This is a genomic window from Empedobacter sp. UBA3239, from assembly GCF_002362875.1.
Taxonomy (GTDB): domain Bacteria; phylum Bacteroidota; class Bacteroidia; order Flavobacteriales; family Weeksellaceae; genus Empedobacter; species Empedobacter falsenii_B.
Genome location: NZ_DEVJ01000039.1, coordinates 28084 through 46064, shown reverse-complemented (window position 1 = coordinate 46064; position 17981 = coordinate 28084). Strand labels below are relative to the sequence as shown.

At 30.7% G+C, this 17981-nt stretch carries 21 protein-coding genes; 6 read left to right on the top strand and 15 right to left on the bottom strand.

Annotated features, from left to right (window positions below; translation table 11 throughout):
• Nucleotides 1-117 precede the first annotated feature (117 nt).
• The 3 genes from B4G36_RS05170 to B4G36_RS05160 all read right to left on the bottom strand — a co-directional run bounded on the left by B4G36_RS05170 (nucleotide 118) and on the right by B4G36_RS05160 (nucleotide 1920).
• Complete coding sequence (locus B4G36_RS05170) at nucleotides 118-576, bottom strand: lipocalin family protein (protein WP_291062484.1); 459 nt, start codon at nucleotides 574-576, stop codon at nucleotides 118-120.
• Between the two features lie 385 nt (nucleotides 577-961).
• On the bottom strand, nucleotides 962-1414 hold the full coding sequence (locus B4G36_RS05165; protein WP_291062482.1) for a hypothetical protein: 453 nt from the start codon (nucleotides 1412-1414) through the stop codon (nucleotides 962-964).
• Between the two features lie 23 nt (nucleotides 1415-1437).
• The gene (locus B4G36_RS05160) at nucleotides 1438-1920 is read right to left on the bottom strand and encodes a hypothetical protein (RefSeq protein WP_291062480.1); all 483 of its coding nucleotides are present in this window, start codon (nucleotides 1918-1920) and stop codon (nucleotides 1438-1440) included.
• 505 nt (nucleotides 1921-2425) lie between these two features.
• Here B4G36_RS05160 and B4G36_RS05155 point away from each other — a divergent pair.
• Nucleotides 2426-2770 carry a hypothetical protein gene (locus tag B4G36_RS05155; RefSeq protein ID WP_221854443.1) on the top strand — a complete coding sequence of 115 codons (345 nt, stop codon included), beginning with the start codon at nucleotides 2426-2428 and terminating at the stop codon, nucleotides 2768-2770.
• A 56-nt stretch (nucleotides 2771-2826) separates the two neighbouring features.
• Here B4G36_RS05155 and B4G36_RS05150 read toward each other — a convergent pair whose 3' ends face one another.
• Nucleotides 2827-3048 carry a heavy-metal-associated domain-containing protein gene (locus B4G36_RS05150; RefSeq protein WP_038335762.1) on the bottom strand — a complete coding sequence of 74 codons (222 nt, stop codon included), beginning with the start codon at nucleotides 3046-3048 and terminating at the stop codon, nucleotides 2827-2829.
• Between the two features lie 149 nt (nucleotides 3049-3197).
• On the opposite strand from B4G36_RS05150, the gene B4G36_RS05145 reads away from it, so the two are divergent.
• On the top strand, nucleotides 3198-4520 hold the full coding sequence (locus B4G36_RS05145; protein ID WP_221854442.1) for a solute carrier family 23 protein: 1323 nt from the start codon (nucleotides 3198-3200) through the stop codon (nucleotides 4518-4520).
• A gap of 66 nt (nucleotides 4521-4586) precedes the next feature.
• On the opposite strand, the gene B4G36_RS05140 is transcribed toward B4G36_RS05145, so the two are convergent.
• Nucleotides 4587-5636 (bottom strand): 2Fe-2S iron-sulfur cluster-binding protein, encoded by a 1050-nt coding sequence (locus B4G36_RS05140; protein WP_125349352.1) that lies wholly within the window; start codon nucleotides 5634-5636, stop codon nucleotides 4587-4589.
• A 99-nt stretch (nucleotides 5637-5735) separates the two neighbouring features.
• Between B4G36_RS05140 and B4G36_RS05135 the strand changes: the two genes are divergently transcribed.
• Complete coding sequence (locus tag B4G36_RS05135) at nucleotides 5736-6101, top strand: methylglyoxal synthase (protein ID WP_019973715.1); 366 nt, start codon at nucleotides 5736-5738, stop codon at nucleotides 6099-6101.
• 182 nt (nucleotides 6102-6283) lie between these two features.
• On the opposite strand, the gene B4G36_RS05130 is transcribed toward B4G36_RS05135, so the two are convergent.
• The 4 genes from B4G36_RS05130 to B4G36_RS05115 all read right to left on the bottom strand — a co-directional run bounded on the left by B4G36_RS05130 (nucleotide 6284) and on the right by B4G36_RS05115 (nucleotide 8278).
• Entirely contained in the window at nucleotides 6284-6424 is a 141-nt protein-coding gene (locus B4G36_RS05130; RefSeq protein WP_291062477.1) for a hypothetical protein, read from the bottom strand.
• 210 nt (nucleotides 6425-6634) lie between these two features.
• Nucleotides 6635-7066: a hypothetical protein gene (locus B4G36_RS05125; RefSeq protein ID WP_291062475.1), complete on the bottom strand. Its 432-nt coding sequence runs from the start codon at nucleotides 7064-7066 to the stop codon at nucleotides 6635-6637.
• A 94-nt stretch (nucleotides 7067-7160) separates the two neighbouring features.
• On the bottom strand, nucleotides 7161-7817 hold the full coding sequence (locus B4G36_RS05120; RefSeq protein ID WP_291062473.1) for an NAD(P)-dependent oxidoreductase: 657 nt from the start codon (nucleotides 7815-7817) through the stop codon (nucleotides 7161-7163).
• Between the two features lie 53 nt (nucleotides 7818-7870).
• Nucleotides 7871-8278, bottom strand: a complete 408-nt coding sequence (locus B4G36_RS05115; protein WP_291062471.1) for an RrF2 family transcriptional regulator — start codon at nucleotides 8276-8278, stop codon at nucleotides 7871-7873.
• A gap of 108 nt (nucleotides 8279-8386) precedes the next feature.
• On the opposite strand from B4G36_RS05115, the gene B4G36_RS05110 reads away from it, so the two are divergent.
• The 3 genes from B4G36_RS05110 (at nucleotide 8387) to B4G36_RS05100 (ending at nucleotide 10390) form a co-directional block, all read left to right on the top strand.
• A complete protein-coding gene (locus tag B4G36_RS05110; RefSeq protein WP_125349347.1) occupies nucleotides 8387-8962 on the top strand; it encodes a Crp/Fnr family transcriptional regulator in 576 nt (191 codons plus the stop codon).
• A complete protein-coding gene (locus tag B4G36_RS05105; protein WP_219035245.1) occupies nucleotides 8955-9554 on the top strand; it encodes a hypothetical protein in 600 nt (199 codons plus the stop codon). The genes B4G36_RS05110 and B4G36_RS05105 overlap by 8 nt, the downstream gene beginning before the upstream one ends.
• 80 nt (nucleotides 9555-9634) lie before the next feature.
• A complete protein-coding gene (locus B4G36_RS05100) occupies nucleotides 9635-10390 on the top strand; it encodes a DUF4241 domain-containing protein (RefSeq protein ID WP_038335748.1) in 756 nt (251 codons plus the stop codon).
• A gap of 129 nt (nucleotides 10391-10519) precedes the next feature.
• Here B4G36_RS05100 and B4G36_RS05095 read toward each other — a convergent pair whose 3' ends face one another.
• The 6 genes from B4G36_RS05095 to B4G36_RS05075 form a co-directional block, all read right to left on the bottom strand.
• Nucleotides 10520-10873, bottom strand: coding sequence for a LytR/AlgR family response regulator transcription factor (locus tag B4G36_RS05095; protein ID WP_291062469.1), 354 nt, complete (start codon nucleotides 10871-10873; stop codon nucleotides 10520-10522).
• Nucleotides 10804-11052, bottom strand: coding sequence for a LytR/AlgR family response regulator transcription factor (locus B4G36_RS05090; RefSeq protein ID WP_291062467.1), 249 nt, complete (start codon nucleotides 11050-11052; stop codon nucleotides 10804-10806). Before B4G36_RS05090 ends, B4G36_RS05095 begins: the two co-directional genes overlap by 70 nt.
• Before the next feature lie 731 nt (nucleotides 11053-11783).
• Complete coding sequence (locus tag B4G36_RS13955; protein ID WP_349676930.1) at nucleotides 11784-11891, bottom strand: hypothetical protein; 108 nt, start codon at nucleotides 11889-11891, stop codon at nucleotides 11784-11786.
• A 230-nt stretch (nucleotides 11892-12121) separates the two neighbouring features.
• A complete protein-coding gene (locus B4G36_RS05085; RefSeq protein WP_291062465.1) occupies nucleotides 12122-13258 on the bottom strand; it encodes an efflux RND transporter periplasmic adaptor subunit in 1137 nt (378 codons plus the stop codon).
• Between the two features lies 1 nt (nucleotide 13259).
• Nucleotides 13260-17588: a CusA/CzcA family heavy metal efflux RND transporter gene (locus B4G36_RS05080; RefSeq protein WP_291062463.1), complete on the bottom strand. Its 4329-nt coding sequence runs from the start codon at nucleotides 17586-17588 to the stop codon at nucleotides 13260-13262.
• A gap of 98 nt (nucleotides 17589-17686) precedes the next feature.
• Nucleotides 17687-17932, bottom strand: a complete 246-nt coding sequence (locus B4G36_RS05075; RefSeq protein ID WP_291062461.1) for a hypothetical protein — start codon at nucleotides 17930-17932, stop codon at nucleotides 17687-17689.
• Nucleotides 17933-17981: the final 49 nt, after the last annotated feature.

Genomic DNA, 17981 nt, shown 5'->3' with positions numbered 1-17981 from the left:
ATTCTAAACTAAATATAAGGGATAATTTCAAATTACAAGAATAAAAAAAGACCTAAATCCACATTAAATAAAAGGTATAAAATTAATAATTTGAAAATTATTATTATAAATATTTCTTTATTCTTGATGAGAAGTAAGTAAAGAAGTCAATTCATCAGCCAAATTAAGTTCCGTAAGTTTTAATTTGATTGCCGAAATTTGTTCTTCAGTTGGAATTTTATTTTTTATTAAAACGTCATAACCTTCAGCAGTCAAAAGGCTTTTATCAAAATAAATGATAAGCCACTCTAATTTTTCGTCAAAATAAATAATTTCCCAATTACTTTTAAAAACACTTTTTAATCCATTTCCTTGCCATCTGAATTTTGTATTTTCATCGTCTAAAGGTTCATCTTTCCCTAAAATGCTTTTTATATATCCGTTATGTAAATAGTTCACTTCGTCCCTTAAATAAAATTTACCTTCTTTTTCTTCTTTCATATATGTAAAAGTTGGTCTTATTTTATCCCCAGACAACCACATTTTAAAGTTCGTAAAAATAACATACCACGTTCCTTCTATTCTATCTAAATTCATTTATAATTTTTTAAACTTTTTGAATGAAAAAATCAAACCAAAAGGTAATTTTGATTGTTAATTATTAATTAAATGTTTAGGATTTAGAATTATATAATTAGCACAAATTACTTGCAATTAGTGATGGTTATTTGCTATAATTATTACCATTATAATTTTGTATTTAAATGTTGCTATTTGACATAATTTAATGATCTATAAACCTCCTTATTTACCAAAATTTTTAAATTATTTAATTAGTTTTATTTATATAGGAATCTATTAGAACAACAATAATTATCTATTTCAAGCAATTATGAAATTAAATGATGGAATTATTTGGAGTAATTTACATTACTTTTCTGTCTTTCGCTATTACAAGTTTCCTAAGGTTAGATGGGTAAAATTACGAATAAACTTTACGTTTAATAATTTTATTTCGTTTTCTTTTCTTAAAAATAATTCGAATTAGTCGATAACCATACGTTACCTTTTTATTTTTTGTGATAATTGGGAATGCCATTGTGCACATCAACGAAATGCAAGCTGTTGTACCTAACGCGCCTCCATAACCATTGAAAATTTTGCTCGTATAATGCAATAAAACTGCAAATAAAATTGGAGAGAAAACCAACGAAAAATAACTGATATTTATGGTTGATGATACCATTCCAATGAAAGTTCCACCGATTACATACAACGGAATATTTTTGGTATAAAACTCAGGTAAAATTGTTGGAAAGAAATAGAAAAATCCGCCAACAATCATCGCAATCATTGCAGAGGCTCGAACTGGTCCTTGCTTGAAACGAATGTTTAATTCATATGTTATTAATGAAGCTATTATTGAACACATCATTAATATTAAAAATTCAATAATCATTAGCCCGCAATTAATTTAAACAACAACATACTCAACAAAACGCCTATAAATGCTAATGTTCCTAGCTTTCCACCCACACCAACAAATAAAGATTTTGTAGCAAAAAATAACAAGGCAGTAAAAACTCCAGCCGAAATAATCATCCAATAAACATACTGAAAATCAAGCGAAGTCATCCCAATGAAAGCACCACAATAAATTGGTCCTGCAATTTGTTTTAGATATTCTGAACGAGAATTAAACTTCGTTAAAAAAGAACCTAAAGTTCCTATAATTCCTGCAGAAAAAACACCGCCTAAACCTAATTTATTATTGATCAAATATGTAATTATTGCTGCAATAGGAATCCATAAAACCAAAGTTTTACGATCAAAAGAATATTCGTGATGATGCAGTGGAAACTTGCGGTAAACCACAATCAAAAGTAAACAAATTGCAGCAATAATGTAAGGAACAAGATAATGTTCTATTCTTTCGTTCATTATCGAAAATAAAAACAGAAACTGAATTATAAAAATAATCAGTATCGTGACAAATTTTATGATGCGTTTGGTTTGCACAATTATTTTTTGAAGTTGCAAAGTTAGTGACTTGTTTTAACAAAATAGAATAATTTTTATCAGTAAAGTTGTAAAAATTTCTTAAACTTAAGAACAATATGAAAACACTAGAAAATTTGAAATTTCAACATCATTTAACAAAGAATCTATTGAATGATGAATTTTAACAATTCGTGAGTTTCCACAAAAAATTCAGAATGAAATCACCTCTCTTTCAGAACCTAAATTCGAACAATAATATCGTTCTGAAGGCTGCATCAACGTTGGGTTACTTTGTTAAATTCTTTTGTTGAAAGTGATTGGGACAAAAAATTTCGTCATCAGTAAACAAATCTTGCGATTTATGCTTGGAATTGCAATCATCATTTGACGCATATACAACAAGCTAATAAAAGTTAGTGTATCTTTGCAAAACATAATCTAACTCATGAAATACATCAATTATTTTCTATTATTTTTATCTACAATCATTAGTATTTTTCTGTTTTTTGTAAGCGCTAATCAAATTGAAGTTGTTCCGAATAAAAATGAAGGTTATAAAGGTGAACAAATTATGCTCATTGAAAAATCGAACGATATACAGTTTGTGAAAAATATAGCTGAAACTTCGGTAGATAAATATGATGTAATGTACAATCAATTATCTGATTTTGCAGCAAAAATGAATACTTGGATTATTTTATTATTTATTCTTCAACTTGCTATGGGCGTACTTTTCTTTCTACAATTTCGAAAAAATAAAAAATCTCAAGTCAACACAAGATTAACTTGAGATTATATTGACTTAAACTATCACAAAAAATAAGTCATTCTACCTAAAAAAAATATCTATTCCTCAATTAATTCAGCTGAAAAACCAACTTCCTCAATTGTATCAATAATTTCTTCGTCTGTTGCTTGATTAATTTTTACAGACAAAACTTTGTCTGGATTATCAGTATCAACTTCCCAAGCTTCTAAACCATCTAACTTATCTAAAAAAGGTTTCACTTTGCTCACGCAACCACTACAATTTATATTTGTTTTGAATTTTAATTCTTTTGTTTCCATAACTCTTTGATTTTTGTCTTACAAATTTCGATAGAATTGTTCCAAAACCATTTACAAGATTTCGCTAAATAGTTATATGATTTCTATACTTATTAATCGTTTTGAGCTACTTTTGCATTCAAACAAAACAATTTCAATTTCTTTTACAAATGAGTCAACAAAATGACCAAAATATTATCTTAGCGATCGACGAAAAACCGAAGTTAGGACAAGGTATATTATTAAGTATACAGCATCTTTTTGCAATGTTTGGTGCAACAGTTTTAGTTCCTGCTTTGACAGGAATGTCTCCAGCAATTGCATTAATTTCGAGTGGAATCGGAACTTTAGTTTTCATCTTAATTACACGAGGAAAAGTCCCTTCATATTTGGGATCTTCATTTGCTTTTATCAATCCAATTATCGCAATGAAAGCTTTAGAAACAAACCCAGAAAGTGGAATTGCGACAGGAAGTTTCTTGGTTGGTAGTTTTTTGGTAGGAGTTACTTATTCATTGGTCGCACTATTTATAGCAACGGCAGGAACAAAATGGTTAATGAGACTTTTACCCCCTATTGTTGTTGGTCCAGTAATTATGGTAATTGGTCTGGGATTAGCTTCTACAGCAATCAAAATGGTGACAAATAATCCTTCTGGTGAATATGATTTAACCTATGTTATAATTGGTTTTGTTACCTTAATTATCACGATAATTACAGCAATTTTCAGTAAAGGTTTTTTGAGTGTAATTCCAGTTTTGGTCGGAATTATTGGTGGATATCTTTTTGCAATTACGATGGGAGTTGTCGACCTAAATCCTGTTATAGAAGCTAAATGGTTTATGATTCCAGATTTTACCATTCCTTTTGTAGATTACACACCAACTTTGTCTTGGTATGTTATTTTCTTAATGATTCCGGTCGCAATTGTACCAATCGCAGAACATATCGGACATCAATTAGTTTTGAGTAAAGTCGTGAACAAAGACTTAATCGAAGATCCAGGTCTTGATAAATCGATGTTAGGAGATGGTATTGCAACAATGATTGCAGCTTGTTTAGGTGGACCTCCAAACACAACGTATGGCGAGAATATTGGTGTTTTAGCCATTACAAAAGCTTTTAGCATTTATGTATTTATTGGAGCAGCATGTTTTGCTATTTTATTTGGATTTTGTGGTAAAGTTTCAGCATTATTAAGTACAATTCCAACACCTGTTATGGGCGGCGTTTCTATTTTATTATTCGGAATTATTGCTTCAAGCGGTTTGAGAATGTTAATCGAAAATAAAGTTGATTTTAAGATTAAACGAAACTTAATAATTTCATCTGTTATTCTTATCATCGGAATTGGTGGGGCAGCAATTCACATTGGAGATTTATTTTCTTTAGAAGGAATGGCTTTAGCTTCTATAATTGGAGTTGCTTTAAATTTGATTCTTCCTGGAAGAGAATTTGTCTCATTCAAAGAAATGTTTGATGAAGAAAATTAAATTATCATAAAATAAAAAGACGAAAATTTATAATTTCCGTCTTTTTTTATTAGATATTTTTTGTTCTTAAACTTCGTCAAAATCAATTGCTAAAGTAGCTGTTTTTGGACGAGAAATACACGCTAACGTCATTCCTTCTTCATAGTCAGAATCTGTTAATACATAGTTGTCTCCAATATGCACCTCGCCTTCTGTTATCTTACACATACAAGACGAACAGACACCACCTTTACATGAATAAGGCGCATCAATACCAGCGTCTAACATTGTATCAATCAAATTTTTTCCTCTATCCCAAGTCACTTCAGAAGTTTCTCCATCAAGTGTTACAGTAACTTGAACCGTTTGAGGTCCTTCGTCATGTTTTGTAAAAATATCTTCTGTTTTCACTGAAGGATTAAACATTTCGAAATGAATATGTTTCTCGATAATTCCCGCTTCATTGATTTTCTTCGCTAAAGTCAAAATCATTTCTTCTGGTCCACAAACCATTGCTTCATCGACTTCATTGATATCAATAATTTGATTCAAAATTAAATCAAACTTCTTCTCATCAATTCGTCCGTTGTAAATAAAATTCTCTTGATCTTGACGCGTATAGAAATGATGAATAAAAACATTGTTTGGATATTTTTGTTTCAATTCTGTCAAACGCTCTTTGAACATGATTGAGTTTTCATCTCTATTTACATAAAAAATATGAAAATTTACCCATTCTTCAGTCTGCAAAGTAAACTCTAACATACTCATAATTGGCGTGATTCCACTACCCGCCGTAAAAGCTAATAACGTACGTTTTTCGTTTGGTTTTGTTGGAATTGTAAAACGTCCACTTGGTGTAGAAACTTCCAATTGATCACCAACTTTTAGTTCATTTGCTAAATAAGAAGAAATCTTTCCATTTGGTTGAGATTTAACCCCAATGCTCCATTTTTTATCATTAGGAGATTCACACAAAGAATAATCTCTTCGTTCTCCATTAATATTAAGAGTGATATATTGTCCAGGTAAAAAATTGTATTCTTCGTGTAATTCCTCAGGAACATCAAACGAAATTTGAACAGCATCAGCCGTTAATTTTACAATTTCTTTTACTGTTAATAAATTAAATTTCATAGTCGTATACTATTTATAATTCTTAAAACAACTCGTTATTTAAGATTGTTCTGCTAACTTTGTACAAAAGTAAGATTTTAGATTAAATAGAAAAAATATATGGAAATAGCATTGATCGCTCATGATGGAAAAAAAGCTGAAATGGTCAATTTTTTAATGAAACATAAAGAAGCTTTAAATAAAAATAATATCACATTTATCGCAACTGGAACGACAGGAAAATATGCGGAGCAAACTGGCTTGAAAGTTACACGCTATCTATCTGGTCCTCTTGGTGGTGACGCACAAATTGCCGCTCGTGTTGTGGAAGGAAAAACAGATATGGTTTTCTTTTTTAGAGATCCAATGGGGAAACATCCGCACGAACCCGACGTAAATATGTTACTGAGACTGTGCGATGTACACAATATTCCATTAGCAACAAACCCAGCTACAGCAGAAATGTTATTGGATCATTTGAAATAATTATTCTTAAGCTAATCTTAAGTTTATTTTGGTTGTTTTGGTGGATAATTTATTTAATATTGAATAGAAATTTTAACTGAATATAAATAACAATTCAAAACCAAATTACAATGAATTTAATTAAAAAAAACAGCTATCGCGCTTAGCTTATTTGCATTTACTAGATCTACTGTAGGATTTGCTCAAACTAAAATTCCAACTAAGACTGCTAAAACAGAAATTGCAAAAACAAAGGCTACAACTGATAAAAAAGTAACAGAAACAAAAAAGGATGTAAAAGCAACTACAACTAAGAAAACTGATGCAACTGCTAAAACAGTCAATGATAAAAAAGTAGCTTCAGAAAAAAAAGAAACAAAAACGAATGTAGCTAAAACAACTACGGCAGGGACTTACAATGGACACAAAGTTTATGTAGGACCAAAAGGTGGAAAATACTATATCAACGATAACGGAAATAAAACGTATATCAAACAATAGTTTTTATCCTAATAAAAATAATAAAGGCTGTTCTAACAAATAAACAGCCTTTTTTAAATTATATTTTTATAATATATATTTTCTGGATTTTGAGGATCGATTAAAATATCAACCTCTTTTCCTTTTTTTAGATTCTCACTTGCGTTAACATCTCCAAAATATTCAAATTCTGTATAATAAATTTTTTCAGTATTTGGATGTTTATAAAAAACTTCAACTATATAGTCTGGCAAATGATTTTCTCCTAATAAACCTCTTTTTATTTCAATAATATGTGCTTTTACTTTTACTCCTTTATTTAATAATCTTGAATGATTTAGGTAGTCAAATAAATTGACAAAACCTAAATATCCCATAAACAAACTACAGAACAGAAAAACTACTCCAAGCAGTTGATTAAAAAATACACCAAGATTTAGAAAAGAGCATATTAGAACAAATCCTAAACTTAGGATTAAACATCCTATTGCGATTGACAATTTCATTATTCTTGTATTTGCTATCTGTTTTTCACAAACCGTACCAAAAACAAAAAATTGTCCTATAAAAATAATTTTATTGTAAATTTATTCAAACTTCTTAATAAGCTGCTGTAAATCTGATTTTTATATGATTGGCATTTTCTATTTCATCTGCAATCACCACTGCAACATCTTCCACAGACAAAATACTACGTCCTTCTGCATTGAAAACTGGTACATCATTTCCTAAACGATATGTTCCTTTTCGCTCTCCAGAAGTACCTTGATGCATTTCTGGCGCTGGAGAAAACATTGTCCAATCCAACTCATTATCTTGTTTCAAGATATTATAATAATCTCTCGCAGCCAAAGCACCTTGTTTTATTTGCTCAGGAAAATCTGGCGCGTCTACAATTTGTAATTCTTTTTGATCATTCACATACAAACTTCCCGCACCACCAATAACAATCAAACGTTTTACGCCTGCTAATTTAGTTGCTTCTTCAATAGCTTTTGCGCCTTTCAAATAATCTTCATAAATATTTGGATTCGTCCAACCAGCATTAAAAGCACTTACAACCACATCAGCACCTTTCAAATCTGTTGCCAAAGCTTGCACATCGTTTACATCTAACGCCACTTTTGCTACATTTTTACTATCTAAAACCTTGTCAGTATTTCGTGCAAATGCTTTGATAGATTGATTTCTATTTACCAATTCTTCTACGATATGTGAGCCTACAAAACCTGTTGCTCCAATTACTGCTACTCTCATTTTATTTAATTTTATATTGTAATTAATTTTGTTACATTTAAAGATAAAAAATTTTACTGAAATTCATCAGAAAATTGTTTTAAAGTTTTATGATTTAACGATTTAATTAAATCTGATTCAGCATTATCAAATAATCTTTCAAGATTGTCATTCATTTGTTTACCAACTGGACATTCTGGATTGGTATGATTCATTCGTCCAAAAACATTTTCTTGATTGACAATTTTATACACATCACCTAACAAAATATCAGCAGAATTTTTAACTAAATAAATTCCTCCTTCTTTACCTTTTTTCGAATCGATAAAACCTGCTTCTTTCAAGAATTTTATTTCACGACGAACCACAACAGGGTTCACATTAATACTTCCAGCAATAAAATCAGAAGTAATTAATTGTCCTTTAAATTTTTCAGTCAAAACTAAAATATGAATCGCCGTTGCAAATTTTAAATTATTCATTTCTCTAAATCGATGGGACAAATTTAGTACAAAATTTTCAATTGTAACAAATATTGATACAATTTTATTGATTAATTTCTCTTAAATTTGTTGCACATTCCTATACATATGGAAAATTATAAAAAACATTTATCAAATATTATTGATCTCACAGAAGAACAATGGGTAGAAATTGAAAAATTTTTGGTAGTAAAACACATCAAAAAGAATGAATTTATTTTAGAACCTGGTGAATATTCCGAAGATTATTTTTTTGTTGAATCTGGTGTTATTCGTTCTTATACAATAGATGAAAACGGAAAAGAACATGTTTTACAATTCGGAACAGAAAATTGGATTGTAAGTGATAGAAATAGTGCTTTTTGTAAGCAACAATCAAAGTTTTATATTCAAGCAATAGAAGATTCTACCGTTATTTTATTGAATGAAAAATTAAATAATCTAATCACTCGATTAAATCCAAATTATTTAGCTGCTCAAAATAAATTAATTCAAAATCATGTGCGCAGTTTACAAGATCGTATTAATTTATTACTTGGTGCATCTGCAAAGACTCGTTATTTAGAATTTATGCGTCTTTATCCCAACCAACTTTCTCGCATACCACAATGGATGATCGCCTCATATTTAGGCATCACACCCGAAAGTTTAAGTAGAGTTCGTAAAGAAATAGCACATGGATAGTTATAGTTTTGAAATTTTTGTACCAGAAAAACCTAAAAAAAATAATAAACAAATTGCGAAAGTAATCTTATCATTTCTCGCCGTTACTGTAATTAGTTTTGTGTTTTTGGAGCTGAAAGTTTTTAAAAATCAAACGTATTATTACATTTTTATTGGGCTTTTAGCTACTGCTGTTGCTTATTGGAATGGTTATTTTAAAAGACCTACTACAGAATTGAAAGGTAATTTTGATGGAAAATTGACATTTACAAAAGATACAATTTCTGTAAAGGATCAAACTTTTTCAATCAACGATTTATTTTCTATTGTCATTGATAATGAAGATTACAAAGGAAAAGCTGTAAAAGAATTTGGTGAGTTCGAAAACCCAGAAGGTTCGCACGGAATTAGTAATTTAATTACATTAAAAACAAAAGATAATCAATTTGTTGAAGCTTATTTTTTACAAAAATCATTAAATGAATTTTCTAAAATCGAATCATTTTTAATTCAATATTACAAAAACAATTTACTTTCTGAAGATGATTTAATTTCGATCATGCATTTAGAATATGATATTGATAAGAACGAGTTGAGAAAAAAATTAAGATAATTTAATTTTTCACTAACATATAAAAGTTAAGCTAGTCTCATTATTTAATGTAATTTTGTACCACTTAAAAACAATAATTTATGCAACCAACAGCAGAATGGTTAAAAACTTGGGAATCTAAAAGAGAATTCACTTTAGCTCCTAATGATTTAGAAAAATATTTTACAGATAAAGAAATTGGAGGTGTAGAAATCGACCAAATCGAAATGGGAGAAGTTTCTTTACCATCAGGTAAAATCTTTGTAAATGATCCTTTGGGTGAATATTTATCAATGGACAAAGATCCTTATTTCCTTGAAACGCCAAAAGGTAATTTTCCTGTAACTGCAAGCATCGTAAAATTTGAAGACGATGGTGATGTTGAGAATTTGATTGGTTGTATCAAAGTTGCTTTTACAAACGAAAAACCTGTTCGTTATGAAGAAGCAATGAAAGGAATTGAGTTGATTGACGAATTACAAGAAGGAGAATATTTTGGTTTTTCTATTGAAAGTGGTTTAGCAACAATTGTTGATGCAGAAGCAAAAGATTCTTTTGTAAAGTTTATTGATGAATTCGAAAGTAAAGGTGATGTAAATTTATATGATGATTATTTCAATGCATTATTTGTAGAAAACGCTAAAAATAATCCGAAATATCAATCAGAAGAAGGAGATTGGATCAATTGGACAATTCCAAATACAGAATTCAAATCGCCAATTTTTCAAGCTGGTTTTGGTGAAGGAATTTATCCCGCTTACTTTGGATACAATGAAAAAGGAGAAATTGTTGCATTTTATATTCAATTCATCGATGCTGAATTAGAAGATTCAGAAGATGATGATGAGTGGTTGTAATTAATTTTTCGATCAAATAATATTTTAAAATCTCACAAATGTGAGATTTTTTTATCGATTCATCCAATCCATCTAACTATAAATCTGCGTTTTGCTGATAAAAATAGCTTGTTCAGCTTCTGATTTTGGTTAAAGATGAATTTCAATTTTTTGACTTGAATGTTTTATTATTTCAGTAATTGCATCAATGTGAACAATAAACTTTCGATTGATTTTGAAGAAAATAGTCTCATCCAATTTATTTATAATATCCTTTATTGTGTCATCATAAATACAGGTTAGCTCATCTTTCGTTTTTATAAAAAGATGTTTTCCCGAAGCAAAAAAATAATCAATTTCATGTTCTTCAACTGAGCGTAATTTATTACCATTTGTCACTAAAAAACGATACATAATATCGGACGGAGAATTCTCTAAAACTGCAATAGATTGTAAAGTTGGTAAAATAACGAAGCTTGTACGAATCGTTTTAAATTTTTGCAAAGCAACATGCAATTCCTCAATCCCTCTACTTCAAACGGTTTAAGAATATAATCTATCGTAAAATGATTGAATACCTTCATAGCATGTTCATCATAAGCTGTGATAAAAATAATTGGCGTTAGTATCTCAACTTCTTGAAACATTTCGAAACTTTTTCCATCTCCCAAATCAATATCCATAAAAATAAGATCAACCGAATTTTCTTTAAAAAAAGCCTTGCTTTCTTTGTAGTACGCAAAATTGTAATGGAAGAAACATCTATAATAGACTGTTTCTCTAAAAGATTCTTTAGATAAGTAACCGCCAATAATTCGTCATCTACAATTGTAATTTTCATGAATGAAAGATTATAAAAAACCATCTCAATGATGAATAAAGACGGTCTAAAAATTTTATAAATAAGGATTATTGAGCTTAGCTGCTTGTGGGATTTCTATTGTATAACTAACATCATTTTCTTGTAAAATATACTCTTTACCTGAACAAACAATCAAAATAATGACTGAATAAAGCGCTAATCGGTGTTATAATTTCATAAGTTAGACATTAAACAGATGACCAACACCTTTTAGTCTATGGATATATTTCGTACAATTTTTCTCGATTTTATTATGCGAATTCGAAATGTAAACATCCAAAACATTGGTGTGAATATCAAATTTTATTCCCTAAACTGCATTTAAAAATTTGTAAGTCATCAAAATCAATTTATTTTCAGATTTTTTTTTGAACTAAACTGATTACCAAGCTTTAAAACTTTGATTCCCGATAACAATTCGTCGAAATGAAATGGTTTTGTAATGTAATCATCTGTACCATAATCAAAAGCCGAAACTTTATGTTGAACTGTATATAATGCACTAAATATCAAAATTGGAGCGAATATTTTTTTAACGAATTGTTTGAAAAGCTAAATTCCATCCATTTTTGGCAACATAATATCACAAATAATCAAATCAAACTGAATCGTAAGAAATTTATCTAAAACAGTTTCCGCATCTTTACAAAGCCTAACCAAATGTCCATTTTCTTCTAATCCTTTGATTAAAAAATCACTTATTCGCTTATTCGCTTATCATCTTCGATTACTAAAATTTGCATATACTTTCCATTTTTTCAAAATTAATGAATTTATCAAGATGAGATGAATATAGCAAATTTTCTAATTGGATTTTAATTAAAAAATAAGAAAATTAAATAAAAAACGAGCAATTTATTGCTCGTTTTTTATATTCAATAATTCGAAGTTTACTCACTTTCTCCACTATTTTTCATCGCAGTCAAAAGATAATATGCTCCTTTCGAAACATAGACTTTTCCTGAATTTTGAGGAGATTTTATTTCAATCATTTTATTCGCAGAACCTCCTATTTTTACAGGAACTAATCGAAACTGATTTTTAGTTTGTCTTTCGAACACATAATCTTTTCCTTCAAACTGAATTACAGCTTCTTCTGGTAAAACATTCGCGTCAAGCGAATTCACTTGCAATTCGATATTGAAATACATATTCGCTGTTAATCGCGTTCCATTCGCATTCGTAATTCGTGCAAAAACATCAACCGTTCCATCTTCATTCACTTGATTTGAAATTGAGGTGATTTGCGCATCTAACTTTTGATCTGGTTTTGCATTGGTATAAGCTTTCAAAAATTGACCAATCTGAATGTTACTCAGATCCTTTTCAAATACTTTTACATTCAACAAAGAACGATCTGGATTAATAATTTCTAACATTGCATCTGCTGGCGAAATATATTGTCCTGTATTCGCAAAAACCTGACTCACCATTCCGCTAATCGGTGCATAAACATTGATGGTACGTCGAATATTACTCAACGAAACTGAGGAAGGATTGATATTCATTAATCTTAGTTTCTGTTCCAAGGAACTTTTCTTTACCATCAACGATTGACGTGTTGCTTTCGCTTGTTGCATCACTTTGTCACTTGCCGCTTGCTCTGCATTCAAATCCTTTTGACGAACATAATCTGCACTAGCCTGCTCTAACAAAGCTTTTGTTGTGAGATAATCTTCCTGCATTTGAATATACTGCGGATCTTCTAAAACTACCAAAACTTGTCCTTTATTCACATAATTTCCTGGAATTAATGTAATTCTTTTCACATAACCACCAAAAGCATTGGTGATAGAAATAGTATTTTCTGGGGTTACAGCCGTCTTTGCATTTAGCCGAATAGTTGTAGGTAAATTCTGATGACGTAAAGAGGTTGTATCAATTTCAAAATTCTTTAATTGAGCATCTGTCAACTTTAAAATTGAGGTAGAAATAGTTGATTTTTGCTCTACTTCGGGTTTTGTTTCTTCTTTGTTACAACTCATCACAACAAAAGATGTACAAAGCATTAAGATATATTTTTTCATATTATTGTGCAGTATAAAAAGTCATTGCGGCATAAGCCTGATTACGTAAATTCTTTGCTTCTAAAAACTTTGTTTTCACTTCGATGATTTGATTATTCAAAATCACCCAATCCAAAAAATTAATCTCTCCTTCTAGTAATTGACGATTAATTGTTTTTTGTAAATCATTCGCAGCAGGAAGTTGAGATTGTTCAAAATCCCCTACCATTTCTTCGTAAGCATTTACTTTATTTTTTAATACATCAAAGTCTTGTTGCAACTTCGATTGTTGTAAAGTATACGCTTGTCTTGCAAGATCAGTTTTAACTTTTGAGGCTTCGATTGACGAATTAATTCCTCTATTAAACAAAGGTAAGCCAACTCCTACTTGAAAAGAATTGTATCGATTTTTGTCCAAATCAGAAAAGCTTTGATTTGAATATCCAACTGTTAAAACTGGAATTTTCTTTGATTTTTCTATTTCAGTTTCTAAAGTAGAAGTCTGAATATTTTCTTCAGCTAATTTTAACATTGGATGTGCATCTGAAACAGATAATCCTGCAATTTCATTCCAATTTACACCATCTTTTGTTGGATAAATTTTGAATGATGAATTGGTTAAAAATTGAATTTGTCTTGATTCATTTTCTAATTCATTCTCAACTAATCTCAATTGATTTTGAATCGATTTCAACTGAATAATAGCTGTTGAAACCTCACTTCTGTTTGATTCACCTTTCTTCAAACGTAAATTTGCTTTCTTCAAAAACTCTTGGTAAATCAATTCATTTTCTTTCAATAAATCTTGTTGATATTCTGTATTTTGCATATTGACATACAAATTGGCTAATCGTTGTTTAACTTCAACTTTTGTTAATTGTTCATTTGCTTTAGAAGTACTGATCATTTGTTCGTTCAAAGCTTTTTGGCGTTTAAAAACCACAGGAAATTGAAACGATTGCGAAATAGTAAACTTGTTATCAAATTCACCCGAATTCACTTGTCCAAATTCCGCAGCTATATCTAAAGGTGAAAGTGAACGATTGGCAAATACATTTTTCTCATGATAAACAGTATTCAATTCTGCTTGTTTAATTTCGAGGTTATTCGCGTCAGCTAATTTAACAACCTCATCAAAACTCATACGCTCTTGCGCATTGGCAGTTGCTCCAAACAAAACTAAAACTAATAAAATAGCTGTAGGAAATGATTTATGACGAGTTGATTTCTTTTTAAAATGAATATTTTCGAACATAACATATAAAATTGGTAAAACAAATAAAGTAAGGAAAGTCGCGCCCATTAATCCTCCAATAACAACAGTTGCTAATGGACGTTGCACTTCTGCGCCCGAACCATTACTAAGAGCCATTGGTAAGAAACCTAAAGAGGCTACGGCAGCTGTCATTAGAACGGGACGAAGACGAGTTCGTGTTCCCATAATTACAATTCGAGTTGTATTTTTAATTCCGTTATCACGTAGACGATTGTATTCTGATATTAATACAATTCCGTTTAGAACGGCAATTCCAAAAAGGGCTATAAATCCAACTCCAGCACTAATACTAAAAGGCATATCTCGCGCAGCTAAGAATAGTATTCCACCAATAGAGGATAGTGGTATAGCTGTATAAATTAATAAACTTTCTTTAACTGATTTGAATGCAAAGTATAATAATATAAAAATTAGGATTAATGCAATAGGAACGGCGATACCTAAACGCGCTTTGGCATGATTTAAGTTTTCGAAAGCCCCACCGTAGGTTGCATAATAACCTGTAGGAAATTTGATTTTTTCATCAACTTTTTGTTGTAATTCTTGAACAACACTTTCTACATCGCGTCCTTTTACGTTAAATCCAACAACAATTCTACGTTTTGCATCTTCGCGCTGAATTTGATTTGGCGTATTTTTATAATCTACTTTTGCCAGTTGATTCAAAGGGATTTGTACTCCAGAAGCAGTAGGTATCAATAGATTTCGAATGTCGTCTATATTGGTGCGTTTTTCTTCTGCCAAACGAACAACTAAATCAAAACGTTTTTCACCTTCGAAAACCATTCCTGTGGATTGTCCAGCAAAAGCCATATTGATAATTCGATTTGCTTCACCAACAGTCAGTCCATATTGTGCTAATAACCCTCGATCAAACTCGATTACTACCTGTGGGATTCCATTAATTGGTTCGATATACAAATCTTGTGCACCTTCAACCGTATTAATTATTTTTCCTAATTTGGCAGCATTACTCGATAAACTATCCAAGTTTTCACCAAATATTTTTACGACAACATCTTGACGCGCACCAGTCATTAACTCATTGAAACGCATCTGAACAGGGAATTGAAAACCAGTAGAAAGCCCTGGAATATTTTCTAAAGCTTTGCTCATTTTGTCTGATAATTCAGGGAAAGTTGTTGCAGAAGTCCATTCTTTTTTCGGTTTAAGAACAACAATCATATCACCTGTATCCATTGGCATAGGGTCAGTAGGAATTTCACCACTACCAATTTTGGTTACTACCATTTCAACTTCAGGAAATTCATCTTTTAAGATTTTAGCAGCTTTGGTTGTATATTCTTTGGTTGTCGAAAGATTACTTCCAGGTAAAACTCGTGCTTCAACAGCAAAATCGCCTTCTTCTAAAGCTGGAATAAATTCACCACCTAAACGAGACATGACAAAGATTGCAATTGCAAAAAGCGAAAAAACAACAACTAAAATAAGGTTTCGAACGCGTAATGCTTTCATTAAATATTTTTGATGAAAAACTTCAACTTTTGCCATTATACGATCCGAAAGATTTGGTTTTACTTTCTTCTTTTTACTTAAGAATAAACTGGTCATCATTGGAACATAAGTCAACGAAAGAATAAACGCTCCGATTAAAGCAAAAGCCACAGTTTGCGCCATTGGTCTAAACATTTTCCCTTCGATTCCTTGTAAAGTAAAAATTGGTAAATAAACGATTAGAATAATAATTTGACCAAAAACAGCCGAATTCACCATTTTTTTAGCAGAAGAACCAACTGTTTGATCCATTTCAGTTTGCATTAATTTATTCTTCAACCCAAATTTTTTGTTGTGTGCTAACTGATGCATAGCGGCTTCAACAATAATAACTGCTCCATCGACAATTAATCCGAAGTCTAATGCTCCTAAACTCATTAAATTTCCTCCAACGCCAAAGATGTTCATCATGATTATAGCGAACAACAATGACAAAGGAATGACAGAAGCAACAATGAATCCGGCACGTAAATTTCCTAAGAAGATAACTAAAATAAAAACAACGATTAAAGCACCTTCAAGTAAGTTGGTTTCTACAGTTCGAATAGTATTATCAACCATTTTTTTGCGATCCAAGAAAGGTTCAACTATCACACCTTCAGGTAACGTTTTTTTAATTTCTTCGATACGTTCTTGTACATTTTTGACAACTTCATTACTATTTGCACCTTTCAACATCATAACAACTGCACCAGAAACTTCTCCGGTATCGTTATATGTCATTGCGCCATATCGTGTTGCAAAACCAGTTTTAACATCCGCTACATCTTTCAGTAAAATAGGTGTTCCGCTTTGAGAACGTTTCACTAAGATATTTTCGATATCTTCTATTTTACCTATTAAACCTTCAGAACGAATGAACAATGAAGTAGGGCCTTTTTCAATATAAGCTCCTCCTGTATTTTGATTGTTCTCACTTAATGCATCAAACAAATCATTGATGGTTAGGTTAAACGATTGCAATCGTTGTGGATTAATTGCGATTTCATATTGTTTTAGTTTTCCTCCAAAACTACTGACATCAGCTACGCCAGGAACCCCTAAAAGTTGTCGACGTACAATCCAATCTTGAATGGTTCTTAATTCTGTTTCATCATATTGGTCTTCATAACCTTCAGCAGGTCGAACGACATATTGATAAATTTCACCTAAACCTGTAGAAATTGGACCAAGTTGTGGTTCACCAATTCCTTCTGGAATATCGTTCTGAACTTGTAATAGTCGCTCACTAACTTGTTGTCTTGCCCAATAAACATCTGTTTCATCATCAAAAACGATGGTAACTAAAGATAAACCAAAACGTGAAAAACTTCGAATTTCCGAAATTCCACCAATATTAGAATTGGCTTGTTCGATAGGGAAAGTCACCAAACGCTCAATATCTTCTGCACTAAAAGAAGGCGCAACGGTGATAATTTGTACCTGATTCGATGTGATATCAGGCTGTGCATCGATGGGTAATTTTGTTGCGTCGTAAATTCCAAATATCAACAACGCGACAGTAAACAAACCCACGATAAATTTATTCTTGATTGAAAAATCAATAATTTTATTTAACATCGTAAAATTGTATAGATTAAAAATGTGCTAAATACAAGTTGTAAATAGCTGAAATTGGATAAATTGAAAGAATCAATCTATCATAAATCTAAAAAAAATCACGCTTGTTTTGGCGGTTGCCAGATAGAATCTAAATAATAAGTATGTAAAAAATCTTCATCAAATATTTTGATTGAAGTGGTAGAAATTTCTTTATCTAAGTGTAAAACATCAAAGAGTTTTATAGGAGAGAAAAAAAAGTCGATATGAGCAAACTCAACTTTCATGAAAGGTAATTTTTGGTCAGTTTCCCAATCCGCATCAACCTCATGTCCTCCATAATGATGAACTAAAAAAGTTTTCATTTCATCCAAAAAATCTCCTCCTTTATCATGTTCAATAAAATGAGAAATA